General features: G+C 65.5%; 16 protein-coding genes. 5 read left to right on the top strand and 11 right to left on the bottom strand.

Annotated features, from left to right (window positions below; all coding sequences use genetic code 11):
* Positions 1-12: 12 nt before the first annotated feature.
* The 6 genes from cheA to flhD form a co-directional block, all read right to left on the bottom strand.
* Complete coding sequence (cheA, locus tag RZR99_RS09050; RefSeq protein ID WP_323119407.1) at positions 13-2,184, bottom strand: chemotaxis protein CheA; 2,172 nt, start codon at positions 2,182-2,184, stop codon at positions 13-15.
* 33 nt (positions 2,185-2,217) lie between these two features.
* Positions 2,218-2,595 carry a response regulator gene (locus RZR99_RS09045; protein WP_323119406.1) on the bottom strand — a complete coding sequence of 126 codons (378 nt, stop codon included), beginning with the start codon at positions 2,593-2,595 and terminating at the stop codon, positions 2,218-2,220.
* 17 nt (positions 2,596-2,612) lie between these two features.
* The gene (motB, locus tag RZR99_RS09040) at positions 2,613-3,608 is read right to left on the bottom strand and encodes a flagellar motor protein MotB (RefSeq protein ID WP_323119405.1); all 996 of its coding nucleotides are present in this window, start codon (positions 3,606-3,608) and stop codon (positions 2,613-2,615) included.
* A 16-nt stretch (positions 3,609-3,624) separates the two neighbouring features.
* Positions 3,625-4,485, bottom strand: a complete 861-nt coding sequence (gene motA, locus RZR99_RS09035; RefSeq protein WP_323119404.1) for a flagellar motor stator protein MotA — start codon at positions 4,483-4,485, stop codon at positions 3,625-3,627.
* Positions 4,486-4,669: 184 nt separating this feature from the next.
* Positions 4,670-5,221: a flagellar transcriptional regulator FlhC gene (gene flhC, locus RZR99_RS09030; RefSeq protein WP_323119403.1), complete on the bottom strand. Its 552-nt coding sequence runs from the start codon at positions 5,219-5,221 to the stop codon at positions 4,670-4,672.
* 91 nt (positions 5,222-5,312) lie between these two features.
* A complete protein-coding gene (gene flhD, locus RZR99_RS09025) occupies positions 5,313-5,633 on the bottom strand; it encodes a flagellar transcriptional regulator FlhD (protein WP_323119402.1) in 321 nt (106 codons plus the stop codon).
* A gap of 575 nt (positions 5,634-6,208) precedes the next feature.
* Between flhD and RZR99_RS09020 the strand changes: the two genes are divergently transcribed.
* A complete protein-coding gene (locus tag RZR99_RS09020) occupies positions 6,209-7,273 on the top strand; it encodes a glycosyltransferase family 4 protein (protein ID WP_323119401.1) in 1,065 nt (354 codons plus the stop codon).
* 92 nt (positions 7,274-7,365) lie between these two features.
* On the opposite strand, the gene RZR99_RS09015 is transcribed toward RZR99_RS09020, so the two are convergent.
* Positions 7,366-7,662, bottom strand: a complete 297-nt coding sequence (locus tag RZR99_RS09015; RefSeq protein ID WP_323119400.1) for an H-NS histone family protein — start codon at positions 7,660-7,662, stop codon at positions 7,366-7,368.
* A 307-nt stretch (positions 7,663-7,969) separates the two neighbouring features.
* On the opposite strand from RZR99_RS09015, the gene aqpZ reads away from it, so the two are divergent.
* Positions 7,970-8,674: an aquaporin Z gene (gene aqpZ, locus RZR99_RS09010; RefSeq protein ID WP_323119399.1), complete on the top strand. Its 705-nt coding sequence runs from the start codon at positions 7,970-7,972 to the stop codon at positions 8,672-8,674.
* A 171-nt stretch (positions 8,675-8,845) separates the two neighbouring features.
* Here aqpZ and RZR99_RS09005 read toward each other — a convergent pair whose 3' ends face one another.
* Together RZR99_RS09005 and RZR99_RS09000 are read right to left on the bottom strand one after the other, a co-directional pair.
* Entirely contained in the window at positions 8,846-9,667 is an 822-nt protein-coding gene (locus RZR99_RS09005; protein WP_323119398.1) for a Cof-type HAD-IIB family hydrolase, read from the bottom strand.
* A 100-nt stretch (positions 9,668-9,767) separates the two neighbouring features.
* Complete coding sequence (locus RZR99_RS09000; protein ID WP_323119397.1) at positions 9,768-10,649, bottom strand: BadF/BadG/BcrA/BcrD ATPase family protein; 882 nt, start codon at positions 10,647-10,649, stop codon at positions 9,768-9,770.
* A gap of 142 nt (positions 10,650-10,791) precedes the next feature.
* Here RZR99_RS09000 and RZR99_RS08995 point away from each other — a divergent pair, with 142 nt between their 5' ends.
* Positions 10,792-11,442: a DNA-3-methyladenine glycosylase I gene (locus RZR99_RS08995; RefSeq protein WP_323119396.1), complete on the top strand. Its 651-nt coding sequence runs from the start codon at positions 10,792-10,794 to the stop codon at positions 11,440-11,442.
* Between the two features lie 52 nt (positions 11,443-11,494).
* On the opposite strand, the gene RZR99_RS08990 is transcribed toward RZR99_RS08995, so the two are convergent.
* Positions 11,495-12,715, bottom strand: coding sequence for a PepSY-associated TM helix domain-containing protein (locus tag RZR99_RS08990; protein WP_323119395.1), 1,221 nt, complete (start codon positions 12,713-12,715; stop codon positions 11,495-11,497).
* A gap of 242 nt (positions 12,716-12,957) precedes the next feature.
* Between RZR99_RS08990 and RZR99_RS08985 the strand changes: the two genes are divergently transcribed.
* Entirely contained in the window at positions 12,958-15,129 is a 2,172-nt protein-coding gene (locus RZR99_RS08985; protein WP_407655421.1) for a TonB-dependent siderophore receptor, read from the top strand.
* Between the two features lie 257 nt (positions 15,130-15,386).
* Here RZR99_RS08985 and rpsU read toward each other — a convergent pair whose 3' ends face one another.
* Positions 15,387-15,599, bottom strand: coding sequence for a 30S ribosomal protein S21 (gene rpsU / locus RZR99_RS08980; RefSeq protein WP_006401410.1), 213 nt, complete (start codon positions 15,597-15,599; stop codon positions 15,387-15,389).
* A gap of 509 nt (positions 15,600-16,108) precedes the next feature.
* Between rpsU and RZR99_RS08975 the strand changes: the two genes are divergently transcribed.
* Complete coding sequence (locus RZR99_RS08975; RefSeq protein ID WP_323119394.1) at positions 16,109-17,260, top strand: flagellin; 1,152 nt, start codon at positions 16,109-16,111, stop codon at positions 17,258-17,260.
* Positions 17,261-17,312: the final 52 nt, after the last annotated feature.

Below are 17,312 nucleotides of genomic sequence, written 5' to 3'. Positions count from 1 at the left end.
TAAATGCGTGAGTTAGGAAACGGCCAGCGCGGCGCCGGCATGGGCGGCATGCGACGCGCGGGTTTCGCGATTGAGCGCCGCGACATCGACGATCAGCGCGACGCTGCCGTCGCCGAGGATCGTCGCGGCGGAAATGCCGTGCACCTTCCGGTAATTCGTTTCGAGGTTCTTCACGACCACCTGCTGCTGGCCCACCAGCTCGTCGATCAGCATCGCGAAGCGGCGGCCTTCCGTCTGCATGATCGTGACGATGCCCTGGGTCGGGTCGGTACGCGCGTCGACCACCGAGAACACCTCGTGCAGCGCGACGAGCGGCAGATATTCGCCGCGCACCCGCACCACCCGCTCGCCGTTGCCGACCGTATAGATATCGTCGGCGGCCGGCTGCAGCGACTCCATCACGAAGTTGAGCGGCAGGATGAAGATCTCGCCGCCGACCTTCACCGACATCCCGTCGAGGATCGCGAGCGTGAGCGGCAGCACGATGCGTGTCGTGGTGCCCTTGCCCGCGTACGACGCGATCTCGACGTGACCGCCCATCGACTGGATGTTGCGCTTCACGACGTCCATCCCGACGCCGCGCCCGGACACGTCCGTCACCACCTCGGCGGTCGAGAAGCCCGGTGCGAAGATCAGGTTCCAGACTTCCTCGTCGCTGATGGACTCGGGGATCTGCATGCCCTGCTTGGCGGCCTTGGCGAGAATCCGCTCGCGGTTCAGGCCCGCGCCGTCGTCGCTCACCTCGATCACGATGTTGCCGCCGTGATGCGCGGCCGACAGCACCAGCTGGCCGACCGCGTCCTTGCCCGCCGCGCGGCGCTTGTCGACCGTTTCGATGCCGTGGTCGAGACTGTTGCGCACGAGGTGGGTGAGCGGATCGATGATCCGTTCGATCAGGCTCTTGTCGAGTTCCGTCGCCTGACCGAACGTGACGAGCTCCACTTCCTTGCCGAGCTTGCCGGCCAGATCGCGCACGAGGCGCGGGAAGCGGCTGAACACGTAGTCCATCGGCATCATGCGGATCGACATCACCGCTTCCTGCAGGTCGCGCGCGTTGCGTTCGAGCTGCGCCATCCCGTTGAAGAGCCGGTCGTGCAGCGCCGGATCGAAGGTGCTGGTGGTCTCCGCGAGCATCGCCTGGGTGATCACCAGTTCGCCGACCAGGTTGATCAGCTGGTCGACCTTCTCGACGCCGACCCGGATCGAGCTGCCTTCCGCGCTCGCCGCGGCGGCGGCCGGCCGGTGCTTTTTGTCGTCCGCGTGGGCGGCGGGTTTCTCCGGCTCGGCGGGGGCCGAGGCGGCGGCCGGAGCCGGTTGCGCGGGTTGCACCGGCGCGGCTTCGGGCGCGGCGGCGGCCGGGGGAGGCGGCGCCACCGCGGCCTGCTCGACCGGTTGCGCGGCCGGCTGGATCGCGGCGGCAACCGGTGCCTGCGCGTCCGGCGCGCTACCGCGCTCGATGCGGATCTGGCTCTCGTCGATCACGAAGCAGCACACGGCGATGATGTCGTCCGACGTCACGTCGGTGTCGAGCCACAGGGTGAGCGTCTCGCCCGCCTTCGCGCGGCCGACGACCTGGCCGAGATTGCCCAGCTCCTCGGCCAGCAGTTCCTGGTCCTTGTCGTCGACGCCCGTGAGCGTGATCTTGAGATGCGGCCCGTCGGCGGCGTCCGTCTCGCCCGTGGCCGGATGCGCGGCCTCGAACGCCTGTTCGACCACGTGCTCGGGCGCGCCGGACGCGGACTGCGCCGGCGCCTCCACCGGCGCGGCGGCGGCCGGAGCCGGCTGGGCGGCACCGCTGGCGGCCTTCAGCTTCTCGAGCTTCGCGCAGATCGCGGCCGCGGCGGCGGTATCGGGTTCGGCGCTCGCCCGGTAGTCGGCGAGCTGGTCGGACAGCACGTCCTTCGTTTCGAGAAACGCGTCGACCATCTCCTTGGTCAGCGTCAGCTCATGATTGCGCGCGCGGTCGAGCAGCGATTCGAGGATGTGGGTCGTTTCGGTCAGCGCGGTGAAGCCGAACGTCGCCGCGCCGCCCTTGATCGAGTGCGCGGCACGGAAGATCGCGGCCAGGTCCTCGGGGTCGGGCGAGGCGACGTCGAGGTTGAGCAGCAGCTGCTCCATCTGCGCGAGCAGCTCGTCGGCTTCGTCGAAGAACGTCTGGTAGAACTGAGTGATATCGAGAGTCATGCCGGGTCACCGCATAAAAGCATCAAGTTCATGTCACGGATGGCTCGGCGCGGCGAGCGCCGCCACCAGCTCGATCAGCGTGTCGGGGTCGAGCGGCTTTTCGATCCAGCCCGTCGCGCCCGCTTCGCGCGCCGCGGCCTTGAACGCATCGCCGTCCTCCGTCGTCAGGACCAGGATCGGCGTCGATTCGTACGCCGCGCGTTCGCGCAGCGCCGCGATCACCTCCAGTCCGTTCTTCTTCGGCATGTGGTGGTCGGTCAGCACCAGGTCGAAGCCGACCACCGTCGCCACTTCCAGGCCGATCTCGCCGTCCGACGCGACCGTCACGTCATAGCCCGCCTCCGTGAGCGTGGCGTGCAGCAGCGCACGCATGGTGGCGGAATCGTCGATGGCGAGAATGCTTCGGATCATGGTGTGTCTCGTGGGCCTCAAGGTTTGGGCGTGCTCGCGGCGGCCGGTCCCGGCGCTGCGATCTGCTGCGCGAGCTGCTTCGAGCCGGCGGCGTCGGACGACAGCGTGGTCGTCGTCGTATCGTCACGCATCAATGCCTGCTCCGATTTGCGATTGAGCACGATGATGCTGATTCGCCGGTTTTCCGGGTCGAGCGGATCGGCCTTGTTCAGATTCTGCGTGGACGCGAGACCCAGCACGCGGAGCACCTTCACCTCGTCCATGCCGCCCGAGACCAGCTCGCGGCGCGACGCGTTCGCGCGGTCCGCCGACAGCTCCCAGTTGCTGTAGCCTTTCTCGCCGCCCGCGTAGGGCACCGCGTCGGTATGGCCCTGCACGATGATGCGGTTCGGCACGTCGTTCAGGGTCTTGCCGATCTCGCGCAGGATGTCGCGCATGTACGGCTCGACGTTGTCGCTCGACATCGCGAACATCGGCCGCTTCTGGCTGTCGACGATTTCGATGCGCAGGCCCATCAGGGTCGAGTCGATCCGGATCTGCTGCTTGAACTGGCGCAGCGTCGGATTCGCTTCGATCGCGGCCATCAGCTTGACCTGCAGGTCGTGCAGCCGAACCTGCTCGCGGCGCTCCAGCGCGCCTTGCGCCTGCGCGAGCGCATCGTCGTCGTTCTGCTTCGCGACCCGGTCGGCGAGGCTCGTCGTGCCGTCGGTCCGGCGCGTCGTGCCGGCCTCGATGGTGGAGATGTCGCGGCCGCCGCCCTTCACGATGCTCGAATCGTCGGCGCTGCGATCGCCGCTGCCGAACATCGCGGCCCGCAGCGGCGTGTTGAAATAGTCGGCGATGCCCTTCAGCTGCACCGGCGTCACCGAACTCAGCAGCCACATCAACAGGAAGAACGCCATCATCGCGGTCATGAAGTCCGCATAGGCGAGCTTCCACGCGCCGCCGTGATGCCCCTTCTTCTGCGGGGCCACACGCTTGACGATGATGGCGCGGTCTTTTCCTTTGCTCATAGCCCGGGCTCCGCGCTTACTTCGCCTTGACCCGGCGCACGTGCTCCTCGAGCTCCGTGAACGACGGGCGCTCGGTCGAGTACAGCACCTTGCGGCCGAACTCCACCGCGATCGCGGGCGCGTAGCCGTTCAGGCTCGCGAGGATCGTCACCTTGATGCACTGGAACATCTTGGTCGATTCGGCGACCCGCTGTTCCGCGAGGCTCGCGAGCGGGCCGATCAGGCCGTACGACAGCAGGATGCCGAGGAACGTGCCGACCAGCGCCTGCGCGATCATCGCGCCGAGCACGGCGGGCGGCTTGTCGGCGGAGGCCATCGTGTGAACCACGCCCATCACCGCCGCGACGATGCCGAACGCCGGCATCGCGTCGCCGACGCGCATCAGCGCGTGCGCGGGGCCTTCGCCCTCGGAATGATGCGTCTCGATCTCCTCGTCCATCAGGCTCTCGATCTCGAACGCGTTCATGTTGCCGCCCACCATCAGGCGCAGGTAGTCGGTCAGGAATTCGACGATGTGCTTGTCGGCGAGGATCTTCGGGTACTGGGTGAAGATCGGGCTCTTCTCGGGATCGTCGATGTCGGCCTCGAGCGTCAGCGTGCCCTCCTTGCGCGCCTTCGCGAGCAGCACGTACAGGAGCGCCATCAGCTCCATGTAGACGTCCTTGTTGTACTTCGAGCCCTTGAACAGCGTGGGCAGCACGCGCAGCGTCCCCTTGATGGTCTTGATGCCGTTGCCGAGGATGAAGGCGCCCACGCCCGCGCCGCCGATCATCAAGATCTCGACGGGCTGCAGCAAGGCACCCAGATGCCCGCCCGCCAGCGCATAACCGCCGAACACGGACAACAGCGTCACGAGAGTTCCCACGAAAATCAGCACTGCCTGTCCCTCACGAGTAAGCGGCGGGGAGGCCGCCGTTAAGTGGTTTACGGCAGTCGGAACGAAAACTTTGGCGTGCGCGCCGGGCGCGGCGACCGGTGTAAACCAGTGATTCGCCGATGATTGCGCCCCGGATTCAACGTGCCGGACGCGGCGCCGGGCAGGCGCGCCGCCGTCCGCCGGATCAGACCGCGAGCGCGGTCTGCTGGGCTCGTGCCGCGGCCTTGCGGGTCTTGCCCGCGCGCGACGGCGGCTGGCACAGGCCGCAGACGAAGCCGTGCCGCGGGTCGTGCGCGTGCGCGACGAAATGTCCGCCGCAACGCGTGCACGGCGTCATCTGCAGCATCCCCGAATCGAAGAAGCGCACCAGCGTCCAGGCGCGCGTCAGGCTCAGCGCCGGCTCGTCCCCGGAGAGGTTCACGTGCTCCAGGTAGAGCCGGTAGCTCTTCACGATCGACTGGATCGTGTCGCAGCCGCCGTGATCCTGCATGAAGCGGTAGACGTTGTAGAACAGCGACGAATGGATGTTCGGCTGCCAGGTCATGAACCAGTCAGTCGAGAACGGCAGCATCCCCTTCGGCGGCGACACGCCTTTCAGCTCTTTGTAGAGCTTGATCAGCCGGTCCCGCGACAGGCTCGTTTCGGCTTCCAGCAGCTGCAGCCGCGCGCCCAGTTCGATCAATTCGATGGCCAGGGTGATTTCCCTGACCTCGACCACCACACTTTTGGTAGCCATCCTCGTTCACCCGCTTTTTTGATAGTTAGGCGCATCCGCGTGCGCAGGCCGTCACCGGCGCCCCCGCGCCGGAATGACTGACGGCATGCGTCTAGCGGAAGCTTTCGACCGGCTGGCCGGCCATCAGGATGGCCGAATGCGCGTGCGCGACCGCGGCACTGCGGCCCTTGTCGGCGAGCGATGAGAGGAGCGCGTGATCGTCGAAACGAAAACGGCAGAGCATCTGGTTCGATGCGGCGAGCTTCACGGTCTGGGCTAGCGAGAGATTCGCGAGCACATTCGCCAATTCCTCAGAGATCCCCATCCGGAACATGCCCATGGCCTTGTCTTCACGCAGCAGACGCTGCGCGAGCAACAGGTAGGACAGGTTGACTTCTTTGATCTCAGTGAGCATTTCGCTGGTAGCGCTCATGATTCCCCCGTAGAAATCTTGGCCGTTCGTGCTTATGAAAACGTTTGCTCGACCGCCTTCCTGCGAAGGGGGTCGGCCCGTTTATAGTCTTACAGGCATTTTGGCCAAACGGTTTTTAAGCGGGTATCAGCAAAGAGGACTCCTCCGTGCAGGATTTATCTGTAAACGGTGTAGGAGTTTTTCTGACAGTCAAAATTGACAGGGTGGATTGGATCGGGAGGCCGGAGAGCCCCGCCAGATAAGGCTGAGGAAAGGATTCAACCAGCTTTTCAGACGGAAATTATAGATCGATTTCATGATGCCGCAACAATCGCGCCGGCCATCTCGTTTTCTGTTCGTTCGCGGCGGTTTCTGCGGATTTTCCGTATTTCATCCTGTAACAAGGGTTAAGCGTTTGAAAAATCGCTCGATCCCGCGCGAGCGATCCCGATAATGATTCCCATGGTCGGCCGCGGCAGCCTCCCCTGCCCGCGCCGCCCCTCTCGCTTGCCACCTGGGCGCTCCACGGCCCAATCGGGAGCCGAATCTCGCGAAGCCCCCGGTGAGCCCAGCCCCATCCGCACAGGAGATCGCTCATGCGCATCGCTCAAATCGCCCCGCTCTACGAAGCCGTTCCGCCGAAACTCTATGGCGGCACGGAGCGGGTCGTGTCCTACCTGACCGAAGCCCTCGTCGAGCTCGGCCATGACGTGACGCTGTTCGCGAGCGGCGATTCCGTCACCTCCGCCCGGCTGGAAGCCGCCTGGCCGCGCGCGCTGCGGCTCGATCCGTCGATTCGCGATCCGATCGCGCCCCATATGCGACTGCTCGAACGGGTCGCGCGCTCGGCTCACGAGTTCGACGTGCTGCACTTCCATCTCGACTATCTGCCGTTCCCGCTGATGTCGCGCCTCGACACCCCGTTCGTGACTACGCTGCACGGCCGCCTCGATCTGCCCGAACTGCAGCCGGTGTTCGGCGCATTCCCGGATGCGCCGGTGGTCTCGATCTCGGACGCGCAACGGGCGCCGCTGCCGCAGGCCGGCTGGGCCGGCACCGTGTATCACGGCCTGCCGGCCACGCTGCTCACGCCGCAGCCGCAGGTCAAACCCGAATACCTGGCGTTCCTCGGCCGCATCTGCCCGGAAAAACGCGTCGACACCGCGATCCGGATCGCGGCCCAGAGCGGCTTGCCGCTCAAGATCGCCGCGAAGGTCGACAAGGTCGATGAGGAATACTTCGACACCGAAATCGCGCCGCTGCTCGGTCAGGCGCATGTCGAGTTCATCGGTGAAATCAACGAGGCGCAAAAGCCGGCGTTCCTGTCGGGCGCCAAGGCGCTGCTGTTCCCGATCGACTGGCCGGAGCCGTTCGGCCTCGTGATGATCGAGGCGATGGCCTGCGGCACCCCGGTGATCGCGTTCAACCGCGGTTCCGTGCCGGAAGTGATCGACGACGGCGTAACGGGTTTCATCGTCGAGGACGTTCACGGCGCGGTCGGCGCGCTGCACCGGATCGACACGCTGTCGCGCGACGCAATTCGCGCACAATTCGAACGGCGCTTCAGCGCAAAAGCGATGGCGCGGCGCTATGTCGACACCTACGAAACGCTCTGCGATGCGGCTAAACAGCCGCAATGGCGCCGGGTGGCTGCCGGGTAAGCCGCTATCCGGTGCAACCCGAATAATTACAGTTCGAAAAATTACAAAAGCCGCATATAAAATGCGGCTTTTTTGTGCCGGGCGCTAATCGCTTATTCAATCAGAAAACGCTCGCGATTCTTGCCGACGATCCAATTGGGCGGCTTGCCCCGACCGCTCCAGGTTGCACCGCTTTTCGGGTCGCGGTATTTCGGGGGCAACGGCCCCTTCTTCGGCGGGCGACCGCGCCGCGCGCGCTCGGCGAAGCCCAGATCCTGCGCGGTCAGCCCGTACTCGGCAATCTTGCCTTGCACGTCCGCGATCACGGCCTCGATTTCCTTTCTGCGGGCATCGTCGGCCTGAGCTTGCAATTCGACGATCTGCGCCTTGATTTTTGCGTATTGAGACATTTCGACTCCCTATTTCATGACCCGCTCGGCATTTCCAGCCTAGACACAAAGGATCTATTGCGCAATCAGCACTGCTCCGGTACCCGACTTAATAAATTTGTCTGATAAATTTTTATGCGCAACGACAATATATTGCCAATAGAGCCTTATTCTAATAAAAATCCGTGTTGGCCAATTCAAATTTAACAATCGTTGACCGTTCGGGATCCGTGTAATTTCCTATAATCCAGACCAATTCCCGGGACGCGGGCCAATTCATCGGTCGCGATCCATGTTCTGACTGTCCTTTATCAGGAATCCAATCCAAATGAAACTACCCCAACGTCTCGCGGCAGAAATGTTCGGTACGTTCTGGCTCGTGCTCGGCGGTTGCGGCGCGGCCGTCCTCGCCGCTGCGTTCCCCGGTCTCGGCATCGGTTTCGCGGGTGTGGCGCTGGCCTTCGGCCTGACGGTGCTGACGATGGCCTTCGCGATCGGCCATATCTCGGGGTGCCATTTGAACCCGGCGGTCAGCGTCGGCCTGACGGTGGCAGGCCGCTTTCCGGCTCGCGATCTCGTGCCTTACATCGTCGCGCAGGTGGTCGGCGCGACGCTCGGCGCCTTCGTCCTTTATCTGATTGCATCCGGCAAGCCCGGGTTCGATCTGGTCGGCAGCGGCTTCGCCACGAACGGCTACGATGCGCGCTCGCCCGGCCACTACACGCTCGCGGCGGCGTTCATCTGCGAAGTGGTGATGACGGGCTTCTTCCTGTTCGTGATCCTCGGCGCCACCGACAAGCGTGCGCCGGCCGGCTTTGCGCCGATCGCGATCGGCCTGTGCCTGACGCTGATCCACCTGATCTCGATCCCGGTGACCAACACGTCGGTCAACCCGGCACGCTCGACGGGCCCGGCGCTGTTCGTCGGTGGCGAAGCGATCGGCCAGCTGTGGTTGTTCTGGGTTGCACCGATCATCGGCGCCGCGATCGCCGGCATCGTCTATCCGCTGATCGCGGGTCGCGACGAAAGCTGAATCGGATCATGCCGGGTGGCGACACCCGGTTTCCTCCCAGTGGCACGAGGAGAAACAGCGAGCCTCTCGCTGCTGAACAACATAGAGGCAATGCAGTTTCGACGGGCGCTACGGCGCCCGTTTTTCATCATGGCGAGGCTCCGGCGGCCCGACCGGCGGGGCCGGACCAGACTAGCGCGCGACGCCGTCTTCGAGCGCGAACAGCGTGCGCAGGTGGCGGGCGACGCCCGCGTCGAAATTGTTGCCGATGCGCGGCACCTGCGGCAGCAGCGTCACGAGATCCGGGTTCGCGTTGTTCATCATGAACGGGTGTCCGGCGGTCTCAAGCAGATCGACGTCGTTCATGTTGTCGCCAAACGCAACGCAGTGGGCGGGATCCATGCCCAGACGATCCAGCACGACGCGCAGCGCGCGCCCCTTCGACACGTTGGCCGTCATCACCTCGAGGCAGTCCGGCAGCGAGTACGTGACGTACAGCGCGTCGCCGAACGCGCGGGCGAGATTGGCGGACACGACGGCCAGATCCCCCGGTTCGCCGATATAGAGCACCTTCGCGATATCCGCGCCGTCGTGGGACAGCATGTCGACGATCCGGTAGTTGAAGCCCGAATCCTGATGAAACTCGAGCAGATGCGGCGCGTCGCGATCGATCAGCCAGCCGTCGTTCGTGAACAGGTTGACGATCACCCGCCCGTGCGTGCCGACCAGGTCCGGCCGCACCAGCCGCCGCACCGCGGCCGCCGGCAGATCCTGCGCATGGATCCGCGTATCGTCCGGCGCATGCACGCGCGCGCCGTTCGACGTGATCAGGTACGGCCGGATGCCGAGCACGTCGCGAATACCCGCGACATCGGCGTAGTGGCGCCCGGTCGCGATCACGAAGTTGAGGCCGTCGTCCGACAGCCGCCGCACCGTATCGATCGTGTACGGATCGAGTTGATGTTCGCTGTTCAGCAGGGTTCCGTCGAGATCGGTGGCGATGACTTTATACATAAGGGCGGCAGGCGGGGAGGAAAGGCGGCGGAAAGCGGCACAATCGCTCATTTTAGCGCTGCGCCGGAAACGCCGCAGGTCACTTGCCGTGCGACTCCGCTCAAGGGGCCGCACGGCGCGCCGCTTCCCGCTGCGCCAGCCGCAGCGCACCATGAGCGGAATCGGCGAGCGGCGCGCGCAGCCGGGCCTGGCTGCGCGCGGGCACGGCGGGTGCGAGCGCGCCGGCAAGCCCGCCGCACAGCGCGACGGGCCATGCCGCCGCCGGATCGAGCGCATCGATCATCGCGCCGATATCGGCGCCCGCCTGCGCAATCAGGCCCGCCGCGACCGGATGCGCGCGGTGGGCAAACACGATCGGGGCAAGGCGCGCATAAGCCGTCTGGTTGGCTTCGCAGGACCAGACCACCAGGCTGTCGCGATCGGCGGCGCCCGTCTCGTCGAGCAGCGCTCGCGCGAACGGATCGACGGATACCCGGCCGTCGAGCGCCTGCTGCGCGTGAGCGAGCGCGCGCAGACCGAACCAGGCGCCGCTCGCCTCGTCGCCGGATGGAAAGCCGAAGCCGCCCGCCAGCCGGCAGGTACCGGCGTCGTCGAGCGCGGCGGCGATGCTGCCCGTGCCCAGCGCGACGATCACCCCCGGGCCGCCGCCGTGCGCGCCCAGCACCGTCGTGTAGGCGTCGCTTTCGACCGCCAGCGCGACGAGCGGCGCCCGAGCCAGGAACGCGGCCAGCCACGCCGGATTGTTGACGCCGGCGAGCCCGCAGCCGAGCACGCATCGGCGCCAGTCGAACCCGAGGCCGGCCGCCGCGAACGCGGCCTCGCACGCGGCCTCGATCGAACGCCATGCGGCTTCGATGCCCAGCGCGAGCCCCGACGGGCCGCCCGCGCCTTGGCCCAGCTCGCGCCCTAGCGCATCGGCCAGCACCGCGCGGGTACCGGTACCGCCGCCGTCGACGCCGATCAGGAAAAGGTCATTGCTCATTGCGTTGCTTCCGTACTTTCATCGTTGCGAGAGCTTAACCGCAACCGCCGTCCGCGCCCATCGGCCGAACGGCCGAAGTTGCAGCGGCCGGCCGTTCCGCTATGCTGAGGCGATCGAATCAGGGACGACACGAGAGGGATCGATGGGAGAACGCTGCAACTGGGTGAGGACCGACGCCGATGCGCACTATCACGACACCGAGTGGGGCGTGCCGTCGCACGACGACCGGCATCTGTTCGAGATGCTGATCCTGGAAGGCGCGCAGGCCGGCCTGTCGTGGTCGACCATCCTCAACAAGCGTGACGGTTATCGCGCCGCCTTCGCCGGCTTCGACGTGGACAAGGTCGCGCGCTTCACGCCGGCGCGCATCGACAAGCTGGTGCTCGATCCGGGCATCGTGCGCAACCGCGCGAAAATCGAATCGGCGGTCGTCAACGCCCGTGCGGTCCAGCAGATCCGCGCCGAGCACGGCTCGCTGGCCAACTTCCTGTGGTCGTTCGTCCACGGCGTGCCGATCCAGAACCGCTGGGATTCGTATCGCGACGCTCCGGCGTCGACCGACGCATCCGATGCGCTCAGCAAGGCGCTCAAGCGCTACGGCTGCAAGTTCGTCGGGTCGACGATCTGCTACGCGCTGATGCAGGCGACCGGCATGGTCAACGACCACGAACAGACCTGTCCGTGCCATGCGCGCTGCGCGGCACTCGGGAAAGAGGTGGGTGCCCGAGCGTACGCGGCGGAAGCGGAGGGCGGCGCCAAGCCGCGAGTTGCAGGGCGCAAGAACCCGGCTTAGCGGTGCAGCCGCGGGATCATGCCGCACCGGCGCCAAAGCCGATGCGCGCTGATCACGACGCGGCGCGCTCGCGGCCGCCTGCCTTCGCCGGCACGGAAGCCGGACGCCTGCGGGCATGCCGCTTCTTGAGCCAGATCCACAGCCCGGTGACGCTGAGCATCGCGATCACGACGCCGAGCGCGCTCACGAGCACCCGTCCCGGGAGTCCGGCAATGCGCCCCGAGTGAAGCGGAAACTGGGCTTGCATGAAGATGTCGCCGGCCGAACCGCGGCCGGGCACCATCGATGCAACGCGCCGGCCGGTGGTCGCATCCCAGTACAGCCACGGGTTGCCGAGGCCGACGTCGCCGTGATCGTTGCCCGGACGGAAGAAACCCACCGCATAGACATTGAGCGCGGGCGAATAGAACATTCCGCCCGCCGGCGCCTCGATTCCCTCGGCGCGCGCCGCCTCGGTCGCAATCGCCAGCATCCGCTCGCGGGTTATCGGCGCGACGCCCGGGCGGGCGGGCGCGTAGCGCTCCGGATTGGTGAACGGCGTCGCCGCCAGTGGCGACATCATGCCGACGAGCGGCCTCACGACCGGATTGCCGAGGTTCATCGACACCGACGTGAACGCCACCACGATCAGCAGCCCCCACACCCATACGCCGCCCGATCGGTGCAGATCGAACACGAGCGCATAGCCTCCGCGCGCCACCCGGAACCCGAACGACTTGCGCCAGCTTTTCAGGCTGGGAAACGCGAGCACCAACGCGATCACGCTGTCGACCAGCCAGATGATGCTGACGATCCCCATCACCCAGATGCCGAGATCGACCCCGCCCGTCATGGGCAGGTGCAGCGAGTAATGAAGGCGGTAGATGAACGGAATCAGCTCGAGGGGCGCGACGGATACCGCGCCCCATTCACGACGAGCCTGTACGTCGCCCGTGCCCGGATCGATCGCCAACTGGTTGAAGTCGAGCGCAAAGGGCGCGCCCGTGCCCGGATCGGTGCGCGGCAGCAGACCGACCTGCAGCGTGTGGCCCGGCTCGATCGCGAGCGGCAGATACGTTACCTGGACACGGGGATCGGCGCGCTCGATCCGGTTCGCGAGCTCGATCGGCGCGAGCGGCGCGCCGTCGCTGCGGGCGTGGAAGAACTCGGGATTGATCAGCGCATCCAGCTCGTGATCCCACGCGATGATCGCGCCCGTCAACCCGGCGAGAAACAGGAACAGCGCGGTGCCGATACCGAACCAGCGGTGCAGGCGAACGAACCACGGCCTCATGCGGGTAGCCGGCGAAACGGGATGGGATGGGCCGCGAAAACGCCCTGGAAGGAAATGACGACCGGGATCACTGCAGGAATCATTGAATAAGAATCGTTCTCATTTTATCAGGGATGCCACCGAGCCGGCAAGTTGGCGCTCCTTGACAGGTTGTACGCCCGAGACAAATACGACGTCTCGTTCAAAAGATTTCGGACTCCATCCGATCTTTGGTAGCATGCGCGCCATTCTATCAAATACGAATGATTCGTACTATTGTTCACTATTTCATGAATTCGCCCGCCGCTCGCCCAACCGCCCGTCCCGTCGTCCGGCCGCTTCGCATCGCCGCGCTACTGACCTTCTGCGCCAGCGCGATCGCGCATGCCGCCGCGCCGGCGGACAGCGCGCCGCAGGAAAACGCGCTGCCCGCCGTGCGCGTCACGGCCGGCCACGATTCGCCGCAACACTTGCGCGAAGAGGTCAGCAACGGCGCGCTCGGCTCGCGCTCGCAGCTGGACACGCCGTTCTCGACCACCGTCGTCACCACGGAGGAACTGGAGGAGCGGCAGGCATACAAGCTCGGCGACGTGTTCGCGGGCGATGCGTCGGTGTCGGACAACAGCGGCGCGTACGGCGCGTGGGCCAGCTATCTGTCGGTACGCGGCATGCAGCTCGACTGGCAGAACGGCTTCAAGATCGACGGCCTGCCGTTCGTCGCATACGGGATCACGATGCCATACGAGCAGCTCGAGCGCGTCGAGCTGCTGAAGGGCCTGGGCGGCTTCATGTACGGTTTCGCGGCGCCCGGCGGCGTCGTCAACTACGTGACGAAAAAGCCGACCGCCACGCCGGTGCGCAGCGTCGACGTCGGCTATCGGAGCACCAATGTCTGGACCGAGCACGTCGATCTCGGCGGCCGCTTCGGACCGGACAAGATGTTCGGCGCCCGCCTGAACGCCACGCACGAAGAGGGCCGGACCTACAACGGCGGCAACATCCGGCGCGACGCCGTGTCGCTGGCGCTCGACGCCAACTTGACGCGCGACCTGTCGGTCAACTTCGGCATGCTGTACCAGAACCGCCGCACCACCGGCCAGACGCCGTCGATCTATACGGGCAGCTACACCGGGGCGAGTCTGCCCACGGCTATCAGCGGCGGCACATCCAATCTCGGCGGCCGCGACCAGTACCTGAACACCGAGCTGCAGCTCTACACCGCGGGCGTGCAGTATCAGATCGCGCCGGACTGGGTGGCCAGCGCGACGTACAGCTACAGCACGGTGAGCCGTGAGCGCAACGAAAGCACGCTGTATCTGCTGAACGGCGCCGGCAACTACAACGACCAGCGCTACGCGGGCAACCAGGACCAGAGCTTCAGCCAATGGCAGGCGATGGTGGAGGGCAAGGTGCGCACGGGCCCGTTCAGCCATCAGCTGGTGTTCGGCGCGGCATGGCAGAAGGAGAAAGGCGACTATTCGAGCAACGATCTCTACCGCGCCTTCGGCTCGGGCAACCTGTACGCGCCGAATCCCTACACGCTCTACGGTCCGGGCGGCTTCACGAAGTACCGCGACAACGACATCACGCAGAAGGCGCTGTTCGTCAGCGATACGGTGAAGCTGACCGAGCGCTGGTCGGTGATCGCCGGCTTGCGCTACGTGAACTACGCGCAGAACTCGTACAGCCCGGCGGGCGCGACGCTGTCGACCTACAGCGAAAACGGCGTGGTGACGCCGACCTTCGCGGTGATGTACAAGCTGGCGCCGTCCACCACCGTCTATGCGAGCTACGTCGAATCGCTCGAGCCGGGCCAGCGTGTCGGCATCACCTATGCGAACAACGGCGAACTGCTGAAAGCGCTGCGCAGCAAGCAGTACGAAGCCGGGATCAAGAGCGAGCACGCGCGCTGGAGCGCGACGGCCGCGCTATTCCGGATCGAACGCGGCGCCGCGTATGCGAACAGCGCGAACGTCTACGTCCAGGACGGCAAATCGATCTACCAGGGCATCGAACTGGCCGCGAGCGCGAAGCTCGGCACCCGGTGGGAGACGGCGGGCAGCGTGATGGTGCTCGACACCTGGTACGCGAAGGGCGCGGCCAACAACGGCAACCGCGTGGCGGGCGCGCCGTCGTTCGTCGCGGCGGGCAAGCTCGCGTATGCGGTCCCGGCGGTGCCGGGCCTGAAGCTCGGCGTCAACGCGAAGTTCACCGGCAATACCCCGGTGCGGGCGTCGGGCAACCTGAGCGCACCGGGCTATCTGCTGATGAGCGTCGGCGCGAGTTACCTGACCCGCGTCGGCGGACATGACGTCACGCTCCGCGCGGCGATCGACAATCTCACGAACCGCCGTTACTGGGAATTCCAGTACGCCGACTTCGTGAAGCCGGGCGATCCGCGCACGCTGAGCCTCAACGCGAAGATCGACTTCTGAGCCGCGACGGCGCGGGCGATCCAGCCCGCGCCCCATGAAAAACACCCCGCAGCGCGACGCTTGCAGGGTGGCGGAGCCGCTTCATGACAGCCCGCCCGGCGCACGCCGGGCGGGCTGTTTGTTTTCCGGCTCGGGGCAGCCGATTCGGCGAGCAGGACAATCGCGCACCGGGCGACGTTATCCGGCCGCCCAAAGCAAAACGGCGATACGGCTTCTTTCGAAGCACGCACCGCCGTTTCAATGCGGACCGGCGAAGCTTAGTGGAGCTTCTTCGGCAGCATCTGGCTGCGCAGGCGCTTGTGCAGGCGCTTCACAGCAGCGGCCTTCTTGCGCTTGCGCACGGCCGTCGGCTTTTCGTAGGACTGGCGCTCGCGCAGTTCAGCGATCAGGCCATTTTTTTCGATAGCACGGCGAAAGCGGCGAATCGCCACTTCGAACGGCTCGTTTTCTTTCAGAAGAATCGTCGTCATGTCGTTCCTAAATTGCTTGATACGGTCAAAAACGTAGCGGCCAAGCGCCACGCACCGGCCTTCCGGCGTTTCCACAACAGGCGAAACGAGCGGCAATGCGGCCTCGGAGGCCGGAAATGAGAGGCGGAATGCACCGCGACACGCTTGGCAACCCACACCAGGCGCCGCGTTCGACTGCCAGCAGACATGCCGTAAACGGCCAAGGCTTGACAGAAATCTCAATTCAGCCCGCCATCATAACAGGGAAATCCGGCTTCGACCACCGGTTTACCACTTTTCCGCCCGGATCCAGGCCCCGCGCGACGCGGCATGCCGGAGACGGTTCCCTTTCACCCCGCATACGCGCCGGTGCGCCGCCCATTAAAAATCGGGCCGAATCTGTTAATCCCCCTCAAGTTTTGTTTGCAAAGGCCGAAATCCTGCTCTGAGGCGGCCAGCAAAGAACGAGTGCTTCCGCCGATGCCAATAGTGGCTTTTAAGGGCTTTCGGCTCACTTAGGAGATTTTTCCATGCTCGGAATTAACAGCAATATCAACTCGCTGGTCGCTCAGCAAAACCTGAACGGCTCGCAAAGCGCGCTGTCGCAAGCGATCACCCGCCTGTCGTCGGGCAAGCGCATCAACAGCGCGGCGGATGATGCGGCAGGTCTCGCGATCTCGACCCGGATGCAAACGCAGATCAACGGCCTGAACCAAGGCGTGTCGAATGCGAACGACGGCGTGTCGATGATTCAAACGGCGTCGAGCGCCCTGAGCTCGCTCACGACCAGCCTGCAACGTATCCGCACGCTGGCCGTGCAAGCGTCGACCGGCACGCTGTCGCCGTCCGACCAGGCCTCGCTGCAAAAGGAAGTGTCGCAGCAGATCGCTGAAGTGAACCGGATCGCTTCGCAAACGAACTACAACGGCAAGAACATCCTCGACGGTTCGGCCGGCATCCTGTCGTTCCAAGTGGGCGCGAACGTCGGTCAGACGATCAGCATGGATCTGAGCCAGAGCATGTCGGCGGCGCAGATCGGCGGCGGGCTGGTGCAAAAGGGCAGCGTGGTCGGCACGATCACCGGCCTGAGCCTCAACTCGGCAGGCGCGCCGACGACGACGTCGCCGGCGATCACGTCGGTCAACGTCACGGCCGACGGCCAGGGCGGCTTCACGTTCACCGACCAGAACAACACGGCGATCACCGGCACGACGCTGTCGGCAATCTTCAGCTCGGGCACGGCAGCCGGCACGGGCACGGCCGTCACCAACCTGACGTTCGCGACGGGCGTGACGAGCAACATGAGCGCGGCACAAGTCACGGCGGCCAACAACATGGTGTCGCAGATCAACGCGGTGAACCAGCCCCCGACGGTCTCGAACCTCGACATCAGCACCACCACGGGTGCGAACCAGGCGATGGTGTCGATCGACAACGCGATCCAGACGGTGAACAACCTGCAGGCAACGCTCGGCGCGGCGCAAAACCGCTTCAGCGCGATCGCCACCACGCAGCAAGCCACCTCGACGAACCTGTCGTCGGCGCAATCGCAGATCCAGAGCGCGGACTTCGCGCAGGAAACGGCCAACCTGTCGCGCGCTCAAGTGCTGCAGCAAGCCGGTATCTCGGTGCTGGCGCAAGCGAACTCGAACCCGCAGCAAGTGCTGAAGCTCCTGCAGTAACGCGTAACCGAACGATGGGCCGCGCAGTGAGGCGGCCCGTCTTGTGCGGCGG

The sequence above is a fragment of the Burkholderia alba genome, from assembly GCF_034721475.1.
GTDB lineage: Bacteria > Pseudomonadota > Gammaproteobacteria > Burkholderiales > Burkholderiaceae > Burkholderia > Burkholderia alba.
The sequence above is the reverse complement of the archived record's forward strand: the minus strand, read 5'-3'. Positions and strand labels throughout refer to the sequence as shown.